Source organism: Pseudomonas sp. NPDC086278, from assembly GCF_050280905.1.
Lineage (GTDB): Bacteria > Pseudomonadota > Gammaproteobacteria > Pseudomonadales > Pseudomonadaceae > Aquipseudomonas.
The window spans coordinates 57019-74481 of the sequence record NZ_JBNNWE010000009.1; the positions used below are offsets into that span (position 1 = coordinate 57019).

17 protein-coding genes are annotated in these 17463 nt (G+C 62.6%); all 17 read right to left on the reverse strand.

What is annotated here, in order from left to right:
• Nucleotides 1-24: 24 nt before the first annotated feature.
• The gene (gene urtD / locus ACQKP4_RS04795; RefSeq protein ID WP_427630912.1) at nucleotides 25-894 is read right to left on the reverse strand and encodes an urea ABC transporter ATP-binding protein UrtD; all 870 of its coding nucleotides are present in this window, start codon (nucleotides 892-894) and stop codon (nucleotides 25-27) included.
• Nucleotides 891-1970: an urea ABC transporter permease subunit UrtC gene (gene urtC / locus ACQKP4_RS04800; RefSeq protein WP_427630914.1), complete on the reverse strand. Its 1080-nt coding sequence runs from the start codon at nucleotides 1968-1970 to the stop codon at nucleotides 891-893. Before urtC ends, urtD begins: the two co-directional genes overlap by 4 nt.
• The gene (gene urtB, locus ACQKP4_RS04805) at nucleotides 1970-3472 is read right to left on the reverse strand and encodes an urea ABC transporter permease subunit UrtB (protein WP_427630916.1); all 1503 of its coding nucleotides are present in this window, start codon (nucleotides 3470-3472) and stop codon (nucleotides 1970-1972) included. The genes urtC and urtB overlap by 1 nt, the downstream gene beginning before the upstream one ends.
• 161 nt (nucleotides 3473-3633) lie before the next feature.
• Nucleotides 3634-4899: an urea ABC transporter substrate-binding protein gene (gene urtA, locus ACQKP4_RS04810; RefSeq protein ID WP_427630918.1), complete on the reverse strand. Its 1266-nt coding sequence runs from the start codon at nucleotides 4897-4899 to the stop codon at nucleotides 3634-3636.
• A 221-nt stretch (nucleotides 4900-5120) separates the two neighbouring features.
• A complete protein-coding gene (locus ACQKP4_RS04815; RefSeq protein ID WP_427630920.1) occupies nucleotides 5121-5420 on the reverse strand; it encodes a hypothetical protein in 300 nt (99 codons plus the stop codon).
• 220 nt (nucleotides 5421-5640) lie between these two features.
• Entirely contained in the window at nucleotides 5641-6651 is a 1011-nt protein-coding gene (locus ACQKP4_RS04820; protein WP_427630922.1) for a FecCD family ABC transporter permease, read from the reverse strand.
• Nucleotides 6648-7595, reverse strand: a complete 948-nt coding sequence (locus tag ACQKP4_RS04825) for an ABC transporter substrate-binding protein (protein ID WP_427630924.1) — start codon at nucleotides 7593-7595, stop codon at nucleotides 6648-6650. Before ACQKP4_RS04825 ends, ACQKP4_RS04820 begins: the two co-directional genes overlap by 4 nt.
• Complete coding sequence (locus ACQKP4_RS04830) at nucleotides 7592-8380, reverse strand: ABC transporter ATP-binding protein (protein ID WP_427630926.1); 789 nt, start codon at nucleotides 8378-8380, stop codon at nucleotides 7592-7594. Before ACQKP4_RS04830 ends, ACQKP4_RS04825 begins: the two co-directional genes overlap by 4 nt.
• 189 nt (nucleotides 8381-8569) lie before the next feature.
• Complete coding sequence (locus tag ACQKP4_RS04835) at nucleotides 8570-9949, reverse strand: PepSY-associated TM helix domain-containing protein (RefSeq protein ID WP_427630928.1); 1380 nt, start codon at nucleotides 9947-9949, stop codon at nucleotides 8570-8572.
• Between the two features lie 190 nt (nucleotides 9950-10139).
• Nucleotides 10140-12257: a TonB-dependent copper receptor gene (locus ACQKP4_RS04840; RefSeq protein ID WP_427630930.1), complete on the reverse strand. Its 2118-nt coding sequence runs from the start codon at nucleotides 12255-12257 to the stop codon at nucleotides 10140-10142.
• 189 nt (nucleotides 12258-12446) lie between these two features.
• A complete protein-coding gene (locus ACQKP4_RS04845; protein WP_427630932.1) occupies nucleotides 12447-12905 on the reverse strand; it encodes a DUF2946 domain-containing protein in 459 nt (152 codons plus the stop codon).
• Between the two features lie 20 nt (nucleotides 12906-12925).
• Nucleotides 12926-13405: a copper chaperone PCu(A)C gene (locus tag ACQKP4_RS04850; protein WP_427630934.1), complete on the reverse strand. Its 480-nt coding sequence runs from the start codon at nucleotides 13403-13405 to the stop codon at nucleotides 12926-12928.
• 48 nt (nucleotides 13406-13453) lie between these two features.
• A complete protein-coding gene (locus ACQKP4_RS04855; protein WP_427630936.1) occupies nucleotides 13454-13852 on the reverse strand; it encodes a DUF2946 domain-containing protein in 399 nt (132 codons plus the stop codon).
• Between the two features lie 48 nt (nucleotides 13853-13900).
• On the reverse strand, nucleotides 13901-14212 hold the full coding sequence (locus tag ACQKP4_RS04860) for a hypothetical protein (protein ID WP_427630938.1): 312 nt from the start codon (nucleotides 14210-14212) through the stop codon (nucleotides 13901-13903).
• A 169-nt stretch (nucleotides 14213-14381) separates the two neighbouring features.
• On the reverse strand, nucleotides 14382-15110 hold the full coding sequence (locus ACQKP4_RS04865) for a cobalt-precorrin-6A reductase (RefSeq protein WP_427630940.1): 729 nt from the start codon (nucleotides 15108-15110) through the stop codon (nucleotides 14382-14384).
• On the reverse strand, nucleotides 15107-16204 hold the full coding sequence (locus tag ACQKP4_RS04870) for a cobalt-precorrin-5B (C(1))-methyltransferase (protein WP_427630942.1): 1098 nt from the start codon (nucleotides 16202-16204) through the stop codon (nucleotides 15107-15109). The genes ACQKP4_RS04865 and ACQKP4_RS04870 overlap by 4 nt, the downstream gene beginning before the upstream one ends.
• Entirely contained in the window at nucleotides 16197-17408 is a 1212-nt protein-coding gene (gene cbiE, locus ACQKP4_RS04875; RefSeq protein ID WP_427630944.1) for a precorrin-6y C5,15-methyltransferase (decarboxylating) subunit CbiE, read from the reverse strand. The genes ACQKP4_RS04870 and cbiE overlap by 8 nt, the downstream gene beginning before the upstream one ends.
• Nucleotides 17409-17463 lie beyond the last annotated feature (55 nt).

The following is a 17463-nucleotide window of genomic DNA, read 5'->3' on the forward strand; positions in this document are numbered from 1 at the left end:
ACCTTTGGATAGGTGTTTGCAGGTTTAGCGCCCGAGATAAACCTCGATCACCCGCTCGTTTTCCTGCACCTGTTCCAGCGACCCCTCGGCCAACACGCTGCCCTGGTGCAACACGGTGACGTGGTCGGCAATCGAGCCGACGAAGCCCATGTCGTGTTCCACCACCATCAGCGAATGCTTGCCGGCCAGGCTTTTGAACAGCTCGGCGGTGAACTCGGTTTCGGCGTCGGTCATGCCCGCCACCGGCTCGTCGAGCAGCAGCAGTTGCGGGTCTTGCATCAGCAGCATGCCGATTTCCAGAAACTGCTTCTGCCCGTGGGATAACAACCCCGCCGGGCGATTGACCGACGCCGTCAGGCGAATGGTTTCCAGCACTTCGGTGATGCGCTCGCGTTGTTCGCCACTGAGCCGCGCGCGCAAACTGGCCCACACCGACTTGTCGGTTTTCTGCGCCAGCTCGAGGTTTTCAAAAACGCTCAGCGCTTCGAACACCGTCGGCTTCTGAAACTTGCGACCGATGCCGACCTGGGCGATTTGCACTTCGCTCATCGAGGTCAGGTCCAGGGTTTCACCGAACCAGGCCTTGCCGTGACTCGGGCGCGTCTTGCCGGTGATCACGTCCATCAGCGTGGTCTTGCCCGCACCGTTGGGGCCGATGATGCAGCGCAGTTCGCCGACGCCGATGTACAGGTTCAGATTGTTCAGCGCCCGGAAGCCATCGAAGCTGACGCTGATGTCTTCCAGGGTCAGGATCGTGCCGTGGCGCGTGTCCAGACCGGGGCCGACCCGTTGGCCCAAGCCAATGCTGTCGCGGCTGGTGCCCGCGTCCTTGTTTGGCTCCACGGGGAAAAACGCCGGTTCGAGCATGAATTCCGCCGTCGCAGTGACTCTCATTGCTCACCTCTCTTTTTCAGCAGACCGATCACACCCTTGGGCAGGTACAAGGTCACGACGATGAACAGCGCGCCGAGAAAGAACAGCCAGTACTCCGGGAACGCGACGGTGAACCAGCTCTTCATCCCGTTGACCACGCCGGCGCCGAGCAGCGGGCCAATCAACGTGCCGCGCCCCCCCAGCGCCACCCAGACGGCGGCTTCGATGGAGTTGGTCGGCGACATTTCGCTCGGGTTGATGATGCCGACTTGCGGCACGTACAACGCGCCGGCCAAGCCGCACAACACCGCGCTCAACACCCAGACAAACAGCTTGAAACCGCGCGGGTCGTAGCCGCAGAACATCAGGCGGTTTTCCGCATCGCGCAACGCTGTCAACACCCGGCCGAACTTGCTCTGCGCCAGGCGCCAGCCGATGAACAGACTCGCCACCAGCAACACCACCGTGGCGAAAAACAGCACGGCGCGGGTGCCCGGTTCGGTAATGCCAAAGCCGAGAATGGTGCGGAAGTTGGTGAAGCCGTTATTGCCGCCAAACCCGGTTTCGTTGCGGAAAAACAGCAGCATCCCGGCGAAGGTCAGGGCCTGGGTCATGATCGAGAAATACACGCCCTTGATCCGCGAGCGGAAGGCGAAAAAACCGAAGACGAAGGCCAGCAACCCCGGCGCCAATACCACCAGGCACATCGACCAGAGAAAGCTGCTGGTGCCCGTCCAGTACCACGGCAACTCGGTCCACGACAGAAAGGTCATGAACGCCGGCAAGCCATCGCCCGAAGCCTGGCGCATCAGGTACATGCCCATCGCGTAACCGCCGAGGGCGAAAAACAGACCGTGGCCGAGGGACAACAGCCCGGCGTAACCCCAGACCAGGTCCAGCGCGAGGGCGACGATGGCGTAACACAGGATTTTGCCCACCAGCGTCAGCGTGTAGGCCGAGACATGAAATGCGCTGTCCGGTGACAACAACGACAGCAGCGGCAACGCCAGCAACAAGACGAGGATCACTGCGCCGATGGCGATGGTGATTTTGGGGCCGGCCTTTTGCGTGGCCGTGAGCATCAGGGGCTGGTTCATCAGTCGATCACCCGTCCTTTCAGTGCGAAGAGGCCTTGCGGACGCTTCTGGATGAACAGAATGATCAGCGCCAGGATCAGGATCTTGCCGAGCACGGCGCCGATCTGCGGTTCGAGAATCTTGTTGGCGATGCCGAGGCCGAACGCGGCGAACACGCTACCGGCCAATTGGCCGACGCCGCCGAGGACCACCACCAGGAACGAGTCGATGATGTAGCTCTGGCCGAGGTCGGGGCCGACGTTGCCGATCTGGCTGAGCGCGACACCGCCGAGGCCGGCGATGCCCGAGCCGAGGCCGAAGGCGAGCATGTCGACGCGCCCGGTCGGCACGCCGCAACAGGCGGCCATGTTGCGGTTCTGGGTGACGGCGCGCACGTTCAGGCCCAGGCGCGTCTTGTTCAGCAGCAGCCAGGTCAGCACCACCACAAACAGCGCGAACGCGATGATCACGATGCGGTTGTATGGCAGCACAAGGTTGGGCAGCACTTGAATCCCGCCGGAGAGCCAGGCCGGGTTGGCCACCTCAACGTTCTGCGCGCCGAACAGCAAGCGAACCAGCTGAATCAGCATGAGGCTGATGCCCCACGTCGCGAGCAAGGTTTCGAGCGGGCGGCCGTAGAGGTGACGAATCACCGTGCGTTCCAGCGCCATGCCGATGGCGGCGGTGACAAAAAAGGCCACCGGCAACGCGATCAACGGATAGAACTCGATGGCTTGCGGGGCGAAACGCTGGAACATCAACTGCACCACGTACGTCGAGTACGCGCCGAGCATCAGCATCTCGCCGTGGGCCATGTTGATCACGCCGAGCAGGCCGAAGGTGATCGCCAGACCGAGGGCGGCGAGCAGCAGGATCGAGCCCAGCGACATGCCGCTGAAGGCTGCACCGAGCATCTCGCCGATCAGCAGTTTGCGTTTGACTTGCGCGAGGCTGGTTTCGGCGGCGGTGCGCACCGTGGCGTCGGCTTCGACGCCCAGTTCCAGCAGGCTTTCGAGGCGGGTGCGGGCAAGCGGGTCGCCGGTTTCACCCAGCAAGCGAACGGCGGCGAGGCGCACGGTCGGGGCGGTGTCCACCAGTTGCAGGTTGGCCAAGGCCAGGCTGAGGGCGGCGTGGACGGTCTGGTCTTTTTCTGCTGCCAGGGCCTGATCGAGGAATTTCAGCTGCGCGGGTTTGGCGCTTTTCTGCAATTGCTGCGCGGCAGCCAGACGGATTTTGGCGTCGGCGGCGAGCAATTGGTGGCTGGCCAGCGCGGTGTCGATCAGACCCCGCAGGCGGTTATTCAGGCGCAAGGTTTTCGGTTGGCCGTCGACGGTCAATTCGCCTTGTTGCAGGGCGTTGATCAATTCGATGCGGGCCGGGTCGGGCTGCGCGGCCCAGGATTCCAACAGTTTGGCTTGCTGCACGGGATTGGCGGCGACGAAGTCTTCGGCGTCGCCGGCATGGGTGGTCATCGGCAACAAAATTGCGATGGCGAGAATGAAGCGGTAAAGGGCAGTCGGCATGTCATTGGCCTTGCGCGGACAATGTGGGAGCGGGCTTGCTCGCGAATGCGGTGGGTCAGTCACATTGATGCTGGATGTGCCGCCGTCTTCGCGAGCAAGCCCGCTCCCACAGGGATTTGCATCGGCCTCAGGCACCGTGCTCGAGGCCGACACCCAGTGGCTCAGTTGCTCTTCACCGCATAATCCGGCTTCTTGTCGTTGCCATCGATAAACGGGCTCCACGGCTCGGCGCGGATCGGCCCTTGGGTCTGCCACACCACGTTGAACTGACCGTCGGCCTGAATCTCGCCGATCATCACCGGCTTGTGCAGGTGGTGGTTGGTCTTGTCCATGGTCAGCGTATAACCGGATGGCGCGGCAAAGGTCTGGCCGGCGAGGGCCTCGCGGACTTTGTCGACGTCGGTGGACTTGGCTTTCTCAACCGCTTGCGCCCACATATGAATGCCGACGTAGGTGGCTTCCATCGGGTCGTTGGTCACCGCTTTGTCGGCGCCCGGCAGGTTGTGTTTCTTGGAATAGGCCTTCCAGTCGGCGACGAACTTGGTGTTCACCGGGTTCTCGACCGACTCGAAGTAGTTCCACGCCGCGAGGTTGCCCACCAGCGGTTTGGTGTCGATGCCGCGCAGTTCTTCTTCGCCGACCGAGAACGCCACCACCGGTACGTCGGTGGCTTTCAAGCCCTGGTTGGCCAGTTCTTTATAGAACGGCACGTTGGAGTCGCCGTTGACGGTGGAGACAACGGCTGTCTTGCCACCGGCCGAGAATTTCTTGATGTTGGCGACGATGGTTTGGTAATCGCTGTGACCGAACGGGGTGTAGACCTCTTCGATGTCTTTGTCCGCCACACCTTTGGAGTGCAGGAACGAGCGCAGGATTTTGTTGGTGGTGCGCGGGTAGACGTAATCGGTGCCGAGCAGGAAGAACCGCTTGGCGCTGCCGCCTTCCTCGCTCATCAGGTATTCCACTGCCGGAATCGCCTGCTGGTTCGGCGCGGCGCCGGTGTAGAACACGTTCGGCGACATCTCTTCGCCTTCGTATTGCACCGGGTAGAACAGCAAGCCGTTGAGCTCTTCGAACACCGGCAATACCGATTTACGCGACACCGAAGTCCAGCAACCGAACACCACCGCCACTTTGTCCTGGGTCAGCAACTGCCGACCCTTTTCGGCGAACAGCGGCCAGTTCGAGGCCGGGTCGACTACCACCGGTTCCAGCATCTTGCCGTTGACGCCACCCTTGGCGTTGATTTCGTCGATGGTCATCAACGCCATGTCTTTGAGGGACGTTTCGGAGATCGCCATGGTGCCGGACAACGAGTGCAGGATACCGACCTTGATGGTCTCGGCGGCCTGGACAGTCCAGGTCATGCCCATCGCGGCAATGGATGCCGTGAGTGTGAAAGCCTTGATCAAGCTGCGACGCTTCATTGTGCGATCTCCATGAACGTTAGAAATTTCTTGGTTGGCAGATGCGGACTACTGAAGGCTCTTTAGCAAGGGCTGTGCCTAGTTGGTTGCGGGCACGAAAACGCCGTTTCAGAGCGGTTGCGCGCTTGCGCGGCGCACCACGAAGGAACGAGGTCGGGGCGATGGTGCGACGGCATGCGTCATTGTGGTGCTGCCGCTCGGCGGCAGCGGTGCGGCGGGGGTCAGTTGACGCCGGGAGCGGAATCGACGTACTGGATGGTGAAATCCGGGTCGGAATCGACGATCTGGATCTTGTAATCGGGGGAGCTGTCGACGGTTTGCCACTTGCCCGGCGAATCTGGAGACGTGTCGACTGTCTGCACTTTCAGGTCGGGGAGGGAGTCCACGACCTGCACTGTGTAATCAGGATCGTGGTCGACGAATTGGACTTTGCCGTAAACCTTCGAGACGTCGACGTCGGTGTCGGCATGCGCGACGCTTGCGCCCATGACCAGCAGCGCCAGGAAAACAGATTTCAACATGAGGCTCATCCTGAAAGTTGTGAGGCACGCATTCTAGGCTACGCCAAGCGCCCATGGTGGATTTGCGTCATGCACGCAACCGCGAACCCCAACAAACCCCTTGTGGGAGCGGGCTTGCTCGCGAATGCGGTGTGTCAGTCGCCATGGATATTGCCTGACACGACGCCTTCGCGAGCAAGCCCGCTCCCACAAGGGGGGGGTAGTTGGGTTCTTTCTGGCGTTAGCGCCGGCGCATCAGGCCGATGAAGAACAATCCACCGATGGCGGCGGTGGCGACGCCAATCGGCAAGTCCTCGGGGGCGATCATGGTCCGGGCGGCGACATCCACCCACACCAGGAACACGCTGCCCAGCAACACGCACACTGGCAGCAAACGCCGATGCTCAGCCCCGACCAGTCGCCGCGCAATGTGCGGCACCATCAACCCGACAAAACCGATGGACCCGCTGATCGACACCAACACACCGGTCATCAACGACGCAATCAAGAACACCCGCAAGCGCACAGTCCGCGCATTCAGGCCAAGCGTTACCGCCGTCTGTTCACCGGCCATCAATGCGTTCAAGGGACGCGCCATTCCCAGCAGCAATAGCAGCCCCAGCAACACGCTGGCCGCCGGCACCGCAAGCAATTCCCAGCGCGCCAATCCGAGGCCGCCGAGCATCCAGAACATCACTGCCGAACTGGCGCGGTGATCGCCGAGAAACAGCAGCAAATTGGCAATCGCCATCATCACGAACGACACCGCCACGCCACACAGCAGCAGTCGATCACTGTCCAGTCGGCCATTGCGATTGGCGATCATCAGCACGATCACCATGCTCAGCAATGCACCGAAAAACGCCGCAATCGGCAAGGTCAGCAGGCCGACGATTTCACCGACATGCAGCACCACAATCACCGCGCCCAACGTGGCGCCCGACGTCACCCCGAGCAAGTGCGGATCGGCCAGCGGATTGCGCGTCACCGCTTGCAGTACCGCGCCGATCAACGCCAGCCCGGCGCCGACCAGCGCACCCAGCACCATGCGCGGCACGCGGATCAGCCAGACGATGTGTTCCTGCCCGGCCGGCCAGTCCTGCACACCGATGCCGGAGATTTTGTGCAGCAATATCCGCCACACCACGTCCACCGGCACCCGCGCCGGGCCGAAGCCCAGCGTCACCACGCACGACACGAGCAACAGTGCGCCGAGGGCGATCAGCAACCAGGCGTAGCAACGATTGATCATGTGCCGTGGAAACCTTTGGCCAGGGTTTCCACCGCCAGCACGTTGTCGATGCCCGGCGTGGCCTGCACGTACGGAATCACGATGAAACGCCGGTGCTTGATCGCGTCCACCGATTGCAGCGCCTGGTTGTTCAGCAGGAATTGCTCTTTCTGCTCGGCGCTGACTTCGCCGTAATCGACGATCACGATCACCTGCGGGTTGCGCTCGACCACGCTCTCCCAATTGACCCGGGTCCAGCTCGACTCGACGTCTTCCAGGATATTGCGCCCGCCAGCGGCGTCGATCAGCGCTTGCGGCATGCCGAGACGGCCGGAGGTCATGGCGCGGTCTTCGCCGCTGTCATAGAGGAACACCCGAGGCTTGTCCGTCGGCAGGTCTTTGCGCACGGCGGCGACTTGCACCTGCATCCGGCCGATCAAGGCGTTGGCGCGGTCTTGCACGTCGAAGATCTTGCCGAGGTTGCGCAGGTCGTTGTAGGTGTCTTCCAGCGTGGCCGGCGGGCGTTGCATGACGAACGCGCAGGACTCGGTCAGCTCATAGACGTTGATGCCCAACGGCTGCAAGGTTTGCGGCGTGAGATCGCCACCGACGCGCATGCCGTAATCCCAGCCAGCGAAGAAGAAATCGACGTTGGCGTTGAGCAGCGTTTCCACCGACGGGTACTTCGCCGCCAACTCGGGCAGGCCGTCGAGGATGGTCTGCATCTCGGGCGTGACCGATTTCCAGCCGCTCACGCCGCTGTAGCCGACCATGCTCGACTTGAGGCCGAGGGCGAGCATCATCTGGGTCATGTTGATGTCGTGGCTGACCGCATGCTTCGGCGCCTGCTTGAAGGTCACTTCGCGGTTGCAGCTTTGAATGGTCAGCGGGTATTTCGTGGGCTCGGCAAAGGCCTGGGCACTGCCCAGCAACACAGCGAGGCAGAGCAGGGAACGCACAGTCATGGTCGGGTTATCCAGGTAATTCGCGGGTAGCCGTGGAGGGGGTGTTCATCGATCAGCGCCTCGACACCGAACACGTCGCGCAGCAACGGGGCGGTCAGGACGTGTTCGGGAGTGCCGCTGGCGACGATGCGGCCGTGATTGATCACGTACAAACGATCGCAGAATGCGGCCGCCAGATTGAGGTCATGAATGCTGGCCAGCGTGCCGATGTTCAGGCGTTTGACCAATTGCAACAGTTCGAGCTGATAGCGGGGGTCGAGGTGATTGGTCGGCTCGTCGAGGATCAGCAGTTGCGGTTGCTGGGCCAGTGCGCGAGCGAGGATCACGCGCTGTTTTTCACCGCCGGAGAGCGTGGCGAAGGCGTGCTCTTCGAAGCCGTTCAGGCCGACGGATGCCAATGCTTGAGTCGCCAGATTTCGGTCTTCGAGGGTGTCGCCATCGAACAGCCCTTTGTGCGGCGTGCGGCCCATGGCGACCACTTCTTCAACGGTCAGGCCGAAGGCGTCGGGGAATTCCTGCAACACCACGGCGATGCGTTGCGCACACCAGCGCGAGGAGTGCTGCCAGACGTTGTGGTGGTCGACTCGGACCTCGCCGCGCTCGGGCTTGCTGAAGCGATAAGCGCAGCGCAGCAGGCTGGTCTTGCCGCTGCCATTGGGGCCGATCAAACCGACAAACTCGCCGGCGGCCACGTGCAATGAGGCATCACGCAGCTGGAACTGGTGATGACAATGGCCGTGGCCCAGGGGTGTCCAGGCGAGGTTTGTGAGGTTCAGCGAGGTCATGCGTTTTCTCGGGGAATGTGCGGCGAGGCTGCTGACGCCTTCGCGGGCGAACCCGCTCCCACAGGTTTTGCGCAATTTCTGTGGGAGCGGGCTTGCTCCGGGCGGCGATCCGACGAAGAGGCCCGAAAGGCCAGGGTGTCGCGCCTGGGGCAGTTTACAGCCCCTCACGCCCGGCGCATCTCGCCTGCTTCACGATGAAGATGAGGCCGATTCAGTTTGCCGGGTGAATCGCGAAAACAGCACCCGGTCCAGCACCCAGACCACCACCAGCGATGCGCCGACCAACGGAAACGCCACCGCCAACGCAAACATGATGACCATCGCGGTTTTCCATTTCGGCAAGTCGTGGCGCAGTGGCGGCACCCCGAATTTGCCCTGTGGCCGGCGCTTCCACCAGATCACCACGCCGCTGACCGCGCTGAGCAAAATCATCAGACAGATCAGCAGCACGATGATCTGGTTGAACACCCCGAACATTTTGCCTTCGTGCAGCATCACGCCGATTTCGGTGGCGCGGGCGACGGCGCCGTATTGCCCATAGCGCACGTCGGCGAGGACATCGCCGGTGTATTGATCGACATGCAGCGTGGCGTCGTTTCGCGGGTCATCGGCGAACACGGCGATGGTGAACACGCCCGTCGCGGTGGTCGGGAACGTGATGCTGTAACCCGGCTCGACCTTGCGTTGCACGGCGATGTTTTGCACATCCTGCAGGCCGATGGTCGGTGCGGCGGGACCGACCGGCGCAGCCCCGTGAGCCATGTGTTCGGCATGATCGCCGGACATCGGCATCGGCGTGTTTTCCATCGCCCAAGGCACGGTCTGGCGCGTGGCGCTGTTGAGGCTGCGCGCTTCGACGTCGGACTTGGGCACGTCGTCCCACATCGCCGCCGGAAACACGTTCCACACTTGCGCATATTTTTGGCCCCAGAAGCCGCTCCAGGTCATACCGCTGAGCAGCATCACCAGCAAAAACGCCGCGCCCCAGAACCCGGTGACGGCATGCAAATCGCGCCACAGCACGCGACCGCGACTGCTCAATCGCGGCCACAGGATGCCGGCGGCTTGCCCGCGTGGCCACCACAGGTATACGCCGGAAACCACCAGCACCACGGCCCAGCCGGCGGCCAGTTCGACCAGTCGATCACCGACCGTGCCGATCATCAATTCGCCGTGAATGGCTCGGGCAACCGCTTGCAGGTTCATCTTCGCGTCTTGCTCGCCGAGGATGTCGCCGTGGTACGGATCGACAAACACGTTGAGCTCGGTGCCAGCGTTGACGACGACAAACTGCGCGCTGCGTTCGGCGTTGGGCGGTGGCAAATACTGCTTGATCGTCGCTTGCGGATACGCCGCTTTCACCCGCTTGAGCAGGTCGTCGGCCGGAACGCTGTGATGACCGGCCGGGACGTTCATCAGGCTGCCGTACATCAACGGGTCGAGTTGCGGTTTGAACAGGTAGATGACCCCGGTCAGGGCCAGCATCACCATGAATGGCGCGACGAACAGACCGGCATAGAAATGCCAGCGCCAGGCCAGGTTGTAGAAATTCACTTTGGGCTGTTTCATCGGTTGTGCTCCGCTTGGCTTGGTTCTTTTGTTGTTGGCAATGGATCGCGGGTGTTGCTTTGACACTCACTCCTGTGGGAGCGGGCTTGCTCGCGAAGGCGGCAAAACCAACCTCGCCGTCGACTGATACACCGCTTTCGCGAGCAAGCCCGCTCCCACAAGTCCGGCGTTGGCCGTGCCCGTGAAACTTTTAGAAACTCATGTCCACCTTGGTCCAGAGCGTTCGCCCCGGTTCTTTAATGGCCTGCGGGTCATTGGCCGGGTAGCCGAAACCAGCATTGCCGGCCAGGTTCAAATGCTCGGCGTACGCCTTGCCGAACAGGTTGTCGACGCCACTGCTGACCTTCCAGTTGTCGTTGATCCGGTACGCGCCGTTCAGCGAGAACACGGCGAACCCCGGGGTCTTGCCGAAGTCTTTGCCGACCACGTTGCCCTTGTTCTGGTCGATGCGGTTTTGCGCCGCGACCACTCGCCATAAGGCGCCGGCGCTCCAGTTGTCTTCGCTGTAGGTCAGGCCGAAACGTGCATCCAGCGGCGGCATCTGCGGCAGCGCGTTGCCGTCGCTGCTGTTCTTGCCCCAGGCGTAGGCGAGGGTCGCGTCGGCTTTCCAGCGGGAGGTCAGTTGATACGCCGCACCGAGTTCGCCACCCATGATCCGTGCGTCGATGTTCTGCGCTTGCGACGTCATGCCCATCATTCCGGGCGTGTAGTCGAACAGGATGTAATCGCGCACCTGGCCGACGTAACCCGAGGCCCAGGCTTCGAGGTCTTCGGCTTTGTATTGCAGGCCGAAGTCGAGCTGAGTGGTTTTCTCGGGCTTGATCGAATCGAAGGCGTTGACTGAACCGGCGGGGCCCGCATCAGGCGAAAACAGCTCCCAATAGTCGGGGAACCGTTGGGTGTGGCCGAGGCCGGCGTAGAGCGTGGTCGGGCTGTCGGCCAGGTCATGCTCGTAACGGACGAAGCCGCTCGGCAAGGTATCGGCGCGGGTGTCGTCAGCGGTCGGATTGGCGCTGGGCATCATTCCCGAACCGATGGTCTGCCGGTAATCCTTGACCGACGCACGGTCCAGGCGCGCGCCGGTAATCAGCCGGTCACGCTCGGCGGCGTACCAGGTCAATTCGCTGAACACGCCGTAGTCATGGAACTCGGCGTCCTTGGTGTAGGGCAGATCCTTGTAGGTGTCGATGCCCATGCTGCTGCGTTCACGGTGCTCGTTGGTCTGCGCATCAATGCCGCTGATCAGTTGCACATCGGCCCAGCGCCAGGTGGCTTTGATTCGCCCACCGAGGGTGCGACGGTCGACGTTGGCAGCCATGGGGCCTGCCATCATCCCGGTGCCGGACGGCGTGCGCAGGGTGTAGTTGTCCATCACGTGGTCGGCGTAGTTGTAATAGACCTGCGCTTCGACCTTATCCAGCACTTCGCCGAGGTTGGATTTCTCGAAGCGCAGGCCGAGGCTTTCGCGCTTGAACTGCGAGCCGTCCATGCCACGCCCGGCGTAACGCGCATCGCCATCGCCCTTGCCGGCGGTCAGCTCCAGCAAGGTGTCGGCGTCAGGGGTCCAGCCGAGCGCGACGTCGCCGTTCCATTTGTCATAGCGCGACGGCACGGTGTCGTTGTTGCCGTCCTTGTAGTCGTCGGCGTGCGCGGTGTTGCCGATCACCCGCACGTAACCCAGCGGCCCGCCGGCGGCGGCGTCCACGACTTTGTCGAAGCGGCCGTTGGAGCCGGCCAGGACGCTGGCGTTCACGCGAGTGCCCAGTTCACCAAAGCTCTCCGGTTCACGATCGAACAGAATGGTCCCGGCCGACGCGCCCGGGCCCCAGAGCACGGTTTGCGGGCCTTTGATGACGGTGAGTTTGTCGTAGGTTTCCGGTGAGATGTACGAGGTCGGCGCGTCCATCCGGCCAGGGCATGCACCGAGCAACTGGCCGCCGTTGGTGAGGATGTTCAGCCGCGAGCCAAACATCCCGCGCAGCACCGGATCGCCGTTGGTGCCGCCATTGCGCACCATGGCGAAGCCGGGGATGGTTTTCAGATAGTCAGCGCCGTCACTGGCTGGCACCGGTTGGCGCGGGTCTTTCGGGTTGGTGACGATGGTCAGCGGCGAACTCGGGGCGATGGCGGTGATCACCGTCGGGCTCAGTTCTTCACCGTGATCGGTGTGCTCGTCGGCTAGCGCTATCGGCGCCAGCAGCGCGCCGCAAAGGACGGCGGTGGCCCGCATGAAACGAATGCCTGATTCGTTGCGGGCAAAAGGAGCTTGGGCAGCGCTCAAGCGTGGGTCAGCAGAAAACCTGGACATGACAATTTCCATCGAACAGTCGTAAACGACACGGCCGACAGCCTGCGCAATCCCTGTGGGAGCAGGCTTGCTCGCGAAGGCGTGGTGTCAGTCGACGGCAGTGTTGACTGACACTCCCGCTTCGCGAGCAAGCCCGCTCCCACAGGTTGCGGTGGTTGTCTTCGAACCGTGTGAGGTCGGCGTGGGTGTCTACGCGTCGATGGGCGGGGCGCGGGTGCGGGCGCCGGGGAAGAAGGTTTGCCGGGCGTGGCCCAGGCGGGGTGAGGGGGTGGTGAAAGTGTTGGCTTTGGGGGTGTCGAACGCGACGAAGGATTGGCCGCCGGTCAGCGCCGGGCAATTGAACAGCAGGCTGCAATAGCCGCATTTTTCCCAGAGCGCATGGTGCGAGGCTTCGGGTGGGCAGTGCTCGGCGGCGGGTTGCGCGCCGTGGTCGGCGTGCTCCATCGCCGACATGTCCATGCTCATGTCCATCGACATGTTCATGGAGGCTTGCATCAGCGCCGAGGCGCGTTGATCCATCGGCATCGACTGAGAAATCAGCGGGCCGATAAAGATCATCAACATGGCGAACAGGCTGATCCAGCTGCCGCGCGTCAAGCCGGATGACTGACGGCGGTGTGCGGATGACCTGGCGCTAAGCGGGCGCATGGCGGTGTCTGCTCAGGCGCTTACTGGGCGTGCATATGTTCTTGCATGCCGTCCGGAGCTTTTTTCTGCACCGCCACTTCGACCGTCACGTTGCCGGATTTTTCGAAATGCATCGTCAGCGGGAAACGCTTGCCGTCGGTCAACAGGCTGCGGTCTTTCAGGTCGATCAACATCACGTGATAGGCCATTGGCGCAAACGTAACGTTGCCGCCTGCCGGGATATCGACACTCGGCACTTGGCGCATTTTCGCCAGACCGTCCTGCATCTGGTGCTCGTGCAGCTGCGCTTCGCCGGCAATCGGCGAGTCGACGCTGAGCAAGCGGTCAGCGGTTTTACCGTTGTTTTGAATGACGAAATAGGCCGCGACGGTCGGCGCGTTGGGCGGCAATTCTTGCGACCAGGGATGAGCGATTTCCAGTTCGCCAGCCTTGTATTCGTGGGCATTGGCAAAGCAGGCAGGCAGCAGCAGCGCGGCCAGAACGATGAGTTTGTTCAACATGGCAGTTCTCCAGAGTGATTCAAGACGCAGGTCAATTGCGAGAAGGCATCACACCAGAGGGGAAGCGCGGGGGTTGAGGCTCGGCCATTGCTGGCGCGGTGTCGGTGTGTCCAGAGAAGCGGCGGGCAGGCTTCGATCAGCCGCGAATCGCGCGAAATACAGTTGAGGCACATGCCCCGGCAATGCCACCAACGGCGCAGAACCCGAGCAGCACCAGCAATGCTGCATGTTGGAATGTTCGTCACTCTGCGGCGCATTTTGCTCCGGCGTGCCCAAGGAGATCGCCACCATTTTCGTGCCGCTGGACGTACAGAAACTGCCCCACAACATCTGCTCGGCGGGTGATTTCGCCGACTGCGCCATGGCTCCGGTCATCGGCATGGCGAGCATGTTGAACAGCACTGCAAAGCAGGCGATCCAGGCAATTGCGAGCCGTTGTCGGGACATGGGACAAAATCCGTTGGGTGGGCGATCAGGCGCGGCTATTTAGCCTGATCAGGGCCGATAAGTAAAAAGGCGGCGTGCGGTGTGGTGTCGCAGCGCCTTCGTTAACAGGTTCATCATGCTTTGAGCCAGTTCCAACTCGCCATTACGAAAGAGTGTAGCGACTTCGATTCGAATTGCTTGAGCAAACCCCGGGTCACTTTGAATTCGTGCGCTGATGGTTTTTCTGACGTCTCTGAAGGCTAAACGGATAAAACGTCCGTCTCCCGAATCTTCAACTTCACAAGCTTTGAGGTAGTTCCACATATCGGAGGGTGTATGGAGAAACTCCGCGATATCGAAACGAGAGAATTCTTCAGTCATCAGATGCTCCGAGTGCTACGCAGGTGTGGCTCGCAAATATAGGGGCGGGAGCACCATCCGACGAGTCAGCCGATTTTGATGCTGCTGTGGGTGAGGTCCGATAGATAGGTAGGGCGTTGCGCATTTTTTGCAGGCACTGCCAAACGCAGGCTTCACCAGCGGCTACAGGTTATGGGGCGGTTTCCGTGATCAGGGCGCTCAGTACATCCGCCACCGACCCAAACTCCCGATCAACCCCCGGCAACACCGGCCGCCGCAATACCAACACCGGTACCCCACGCTCGCGCGCCACTTCCAGTTTCGGTTCGGTGGCGGTGCTGCCGCTATTCTTGCTGATCAGCACATCAATCTGGCGACGTTCAAACAGTTCGCGTTCATCCTCGATCAAAAACGGCCCGCGTGCGCCGATGACTTCGCAGCGTTCGTTGCCGGGGTAAATGTCGAGGGCGCGCAAGGTCCAGAATTGTTCCGGCGGGATTTCGTGCAAGTGCTGCAACGGTTCGCGGCCGAGGGTGAACAGCGGTCGGCGGAAGGGTTTCAGGGCTTCGGTCAGTTCGGCCCAGTCGCCGATCTCGCGCCAGTCATCGCCGGCCTGTGGCTGCCAGGCCGGACGCCGTAATGCCCAGCACGCAATGCCACTCGACTGTGCGGCGGTTGCAGCGTTGTGGCTGATTTGCGCGGCGTACGGATGGGTCGCGTCCAGCAGCAGCTCGATCCGCTCTTCGCGAATGAACCGCGCCAGACCTTCGGCGCCGCCGTAGCCGCCGACGCGGACATGGCAGGTCAGGTCCGTCGGCACTCGACCGACGCCGGCCAGGCTGTAGACATGTTCTGGCCCCAGCGTGCGGGCGATGGCCAGGGCTTCGGTCACGCCGCCGAGCAGCAGAATGCGCTTCATTGAAAAGCTCCCGCATGGCCGACAATCCCGCCCTGGCGATCGATGGCAAACACTTCAACCTGAACCTGCGCCGGCACCACGCTGCGGGCAAAGTCCAGCGCGTGCTGACACACCGCATCACCGAGGGCGATGCCCGCCGCGCTGGCCATCGCCAAGGCTTGCTGGCTGGTGTTGGCCGCGCGAATCCCGTGTTGCAACGCCTGATCGGCGCCAATCGCTGCGGCCCATTCGGCCAGTTGCGGCAGGTCGATGCTGGAGTGCCGACTGTGTAAATCCATGTGCCCGGCCGCCAGTTTGCTGATTTTGCCGAAACCGCCGCAGAGGCTGAGTTTTGCCACCGGCACTTTGCGCAGGTGTTTGAGCACGGCGCCGACGAAGTCGCCCATTTCGATCAGGGCGATTTCCGGCAGGTCGTAGACCCGGCGCATGGTGTCTTCGCTGGCGTTGCCGGTGCACGCGGCGATGTGCAGGTATCCGTTGGTTTTGGCGACGTCGATGCCTTGGTGGATCGAGGCGATGTACGCCGCACAGGAGAACGGCCGGACGATGCCGCTGGTGCCGAGAATCGACAAGCCGCCGAGAATGCCCAGGCGCGGGTTCATGGTTTTGAGCGCCAGCGCTTCACCGTCCTCGACGTTGACGGTGACCGCGAAACCGCCCCGGTAACCCAGTTCTTCGGCCAGCAACGTCAGGTGCTCGGTGATCATTTTGCGCGGCACCGGGTTGATCGCCGGCTCGCCGACCCCCAGCACCAGCCCCGGCCGGGTGACGGTGCCGACGCCTCGTCCGGCGCTGAAGCGAATACCCGGTTCGGCGCTCAATCGCACTTGGGAATACAGCAAGGCGCCGTGGGTGACGTCCGGGTCATCGCCGGCATCCTTGATCGTCCCGGCTTCGGCGCCGTCCTCGATCAGTCGGCAGAACTCCAGGCGCATGTGTACCTGCTTGCCCTTGGGCAAAACGATCTCGACGGCGTCAGCGCTCAGTCCGCCCAACAACAGGCGAGCCGCCGCCAGACTGGTCGCGGTCGCGCAACTACCCGTGGTCAGGCCGCTGCGCAGCGGCGCCGGTTGTTCGGCGGTTTCGTCACGCATCGCAAGGCTTCGTCACGTCCAGCAAGGTGATCGGCAACGCCTGACGCCACGTGTCGAACTCCCCGAGTGGCTGCGCCTGGGCGACGTGAATGCGCGTCAGCTCGCCGCCGTGGCGCTCGCGCCAGGCCATCAGCGCCACTTCGCTTTGCAGCGTCACCGCGTTGGCGACCAGTCGGCCGCCGGGTTTGAGTTGCGCCCAGCAGGTGTCGAGCACGCCGTCGCGGGTCACGCCGCCACCAATGAAAATCGCGTCCGGACGTTCGAGCCCGGCCAACGCCTGTGGCGCGCTGCCGCGAGTCAATTGCAGGCCGGGAACGCCGAGGGCATCGCGGTTGTGCTCGATCAACTGTTGGCGGCCGGCATCGGCTTCGATGGCCAATGCTCGACACGTCGGGTGCGCACGCATCCATTCGATGCCGATCGAGCCGCTGCCGGCGCCCACGTCCCACAGCAGTTCGCCGGGCACCGGGGCCAGGCGCGCCAGGGTGATCGCGCGCACGTCGCGCTTGGTCAATTGACCGTCGTGCTTGAAAGCCGAGTCTGGCAGGCCGGCCAGTCGGGACAGACGCGGTGCGTCCGGCTCGGCGATGCACTCGATGGCGATCAGGTTCAGGTCGGCGATGTTCGATTCATTCCAGTCACTGGCGAGGCCATCGATGCGCCGCTCGGCGGCACCGCCCAGGTGTTCCAGCACACTCAGACGGCTGGGACCAAAACCGCGTTCGCGCAGCAGCGCCGCGATGGCGGCCGGGCTGTGGCGGTCGTTGCTCAGCACCAGCAAACGCACGCCGCTGAACACCTGCGCATTAAGCGCCGCAATGGGCCGAGCCACGATCGAGAGCGTTACCACGTCCTGCAACGGCCAGCCCATGCGCGCCGCCGCGAGCGAGCAGGAGGAGGGGGCCGGCAGGATCAGCATGTCTTCGTCGGGCAGTTGCCGGGCAAGGCTGGCGCCGACGCCGAACAACATCGGATCGCCGCTGGCCAGCACGCAAACCGGCTCGCCGCGCTGCTTCAATACCGGTTCAAGGGAAAACGGACTGGGCCACAATTGCCGCTCGCCACGGATGCACACCGGCAGCAAATCCAGTTGCCGCTGACCGCCAATGATCCGCGAAGCCCGCAGCAGAGCATGCCGGGCGTTCCTGCCCAGGCCCTTGAAGCCGTCTTCACCGATTCCCACTACCGTCAGCCAGGGTGACATCTACCGTCCTCAAAAATAGTCCTCAAACGGACTGTTCCGACGGGCAGGCTTTTCA

Coding starts and splice junctions, on each gene's coding strand:
- urtD (WP_427630912.1), bottom strand. CDS start 894: ATGAGAGTCACTGCGACGGCGGAATTCATGCTCGAACCGGCGTTTTTC.
- urtC (WP_427630914.1), bottom strand. CDS start 1,970: ATGAACCAGCCCCTGATGCTCACGGCCACGCAAAAGGCCGGCCCCAAA.
- urtB (WP_427630916.1), bottom strand. CDS start 3,472: ATGCCGACTGCCCTTTACCGCTTCATTCTCGCCATCGCAATTTTGTTG.
- urtA (WP_427630918.1), bottom strand. CDS start 4,899: ATGAAGCGTCGCAGCTTGATCAAGGCTTTCACACTCACGGCATCCATT.
- ACQKP4_RS04815 (WP_427630920.1), bottom strand. CDS start 5,420: ATGTTGAAATCTGTTTTCCTGGCGCTGCTGGTCATGGGCGCAAGCGTC.
- ACQKP4_RS04820 (WP_427630922.1), bottom strand. CDS start 6,651: ATGATCAATCGTTGCTACGCCTGGTTGCTGATCGCCCTCGGCGCACTG.
- ACQKP4_RS04825 (WP_427630924.1), bottom strand. CDS start 7,595: ATGACTGTGCGTTCCCTGCTCTGCCTCGCTGTGTTGCTGGGCAGTGCC.
- ACQKP4_RS04830 (WP_427630926.1), bottom strand. CDS start 8,380: ATGACCTCGCTGAACCTCACAAACCTCGCCTGGACACCCCTGGGCCAC.
- ACQKP4_RS04835 (WP_427630928.1), bottom strand. CDS start 9,949: ATGAAACAGCCCAAAGTGAATTTCTACAACCTGGCCTGGCGCTGGCAT.
- ACQKP4_RS04840 (WP_427630930.1), bottom strand. CDS start 12,257: ATGTCCAGGTTTTCTGCTGACCCACGCTTGAGCGCTGCCCAAGCTCCT.
- ACQKP4_RS04845 (WP_427630932.1), bottom strand. CDS start 12,905: ATGCGCCCGCTTAGCGCCAGGTCATCCGCACACCGCCGTCAGTCATCC.
- ACQKP4_RS04850 (WP_427630934.1), bottom strand. CDS start 13,405: ATGTTGAACAAACTCATCGTTCTGGCCGCGCTGCTGCTGCCTGCCTGC.
- ACQKP4_RS04855 (WP_427630936.1), bottom strand. CDS start 13,852: ATGTCCCGACAACGGCTCGCAATTGCCTGGATCGCCTGCTTTGCAGTG.
- ACQKP4_RS04860 (WP_427630938.1), bottom strand. CDS start 14,212: ATGACTGAAGAATTCTCTCGTTTCGATATCGCGGAGTTTCTCCATACA.
- ACQKP4_RS04865 (WP_427630940.1), bottom strand. CDS start 15,110: ATGAAGCGCATTCTGCTGCTCGGCGGCGTGACCGAAGCCCTGGCCATC.
- ACQKP4_RS04870 (WP_427630942.1), bottom strand. CDS start 16,204: ATGCGTGACGAAACCGCCGAACAACCGGCGCCGCTGCGCAGCGGCCTG.
- cbiE (WP_427630944.1), bottom strand. CDS start 17,408: ATGTCACCCTGGCTGACGGTAGTGGGAATCGGTGAAGACGGCTTCAAG.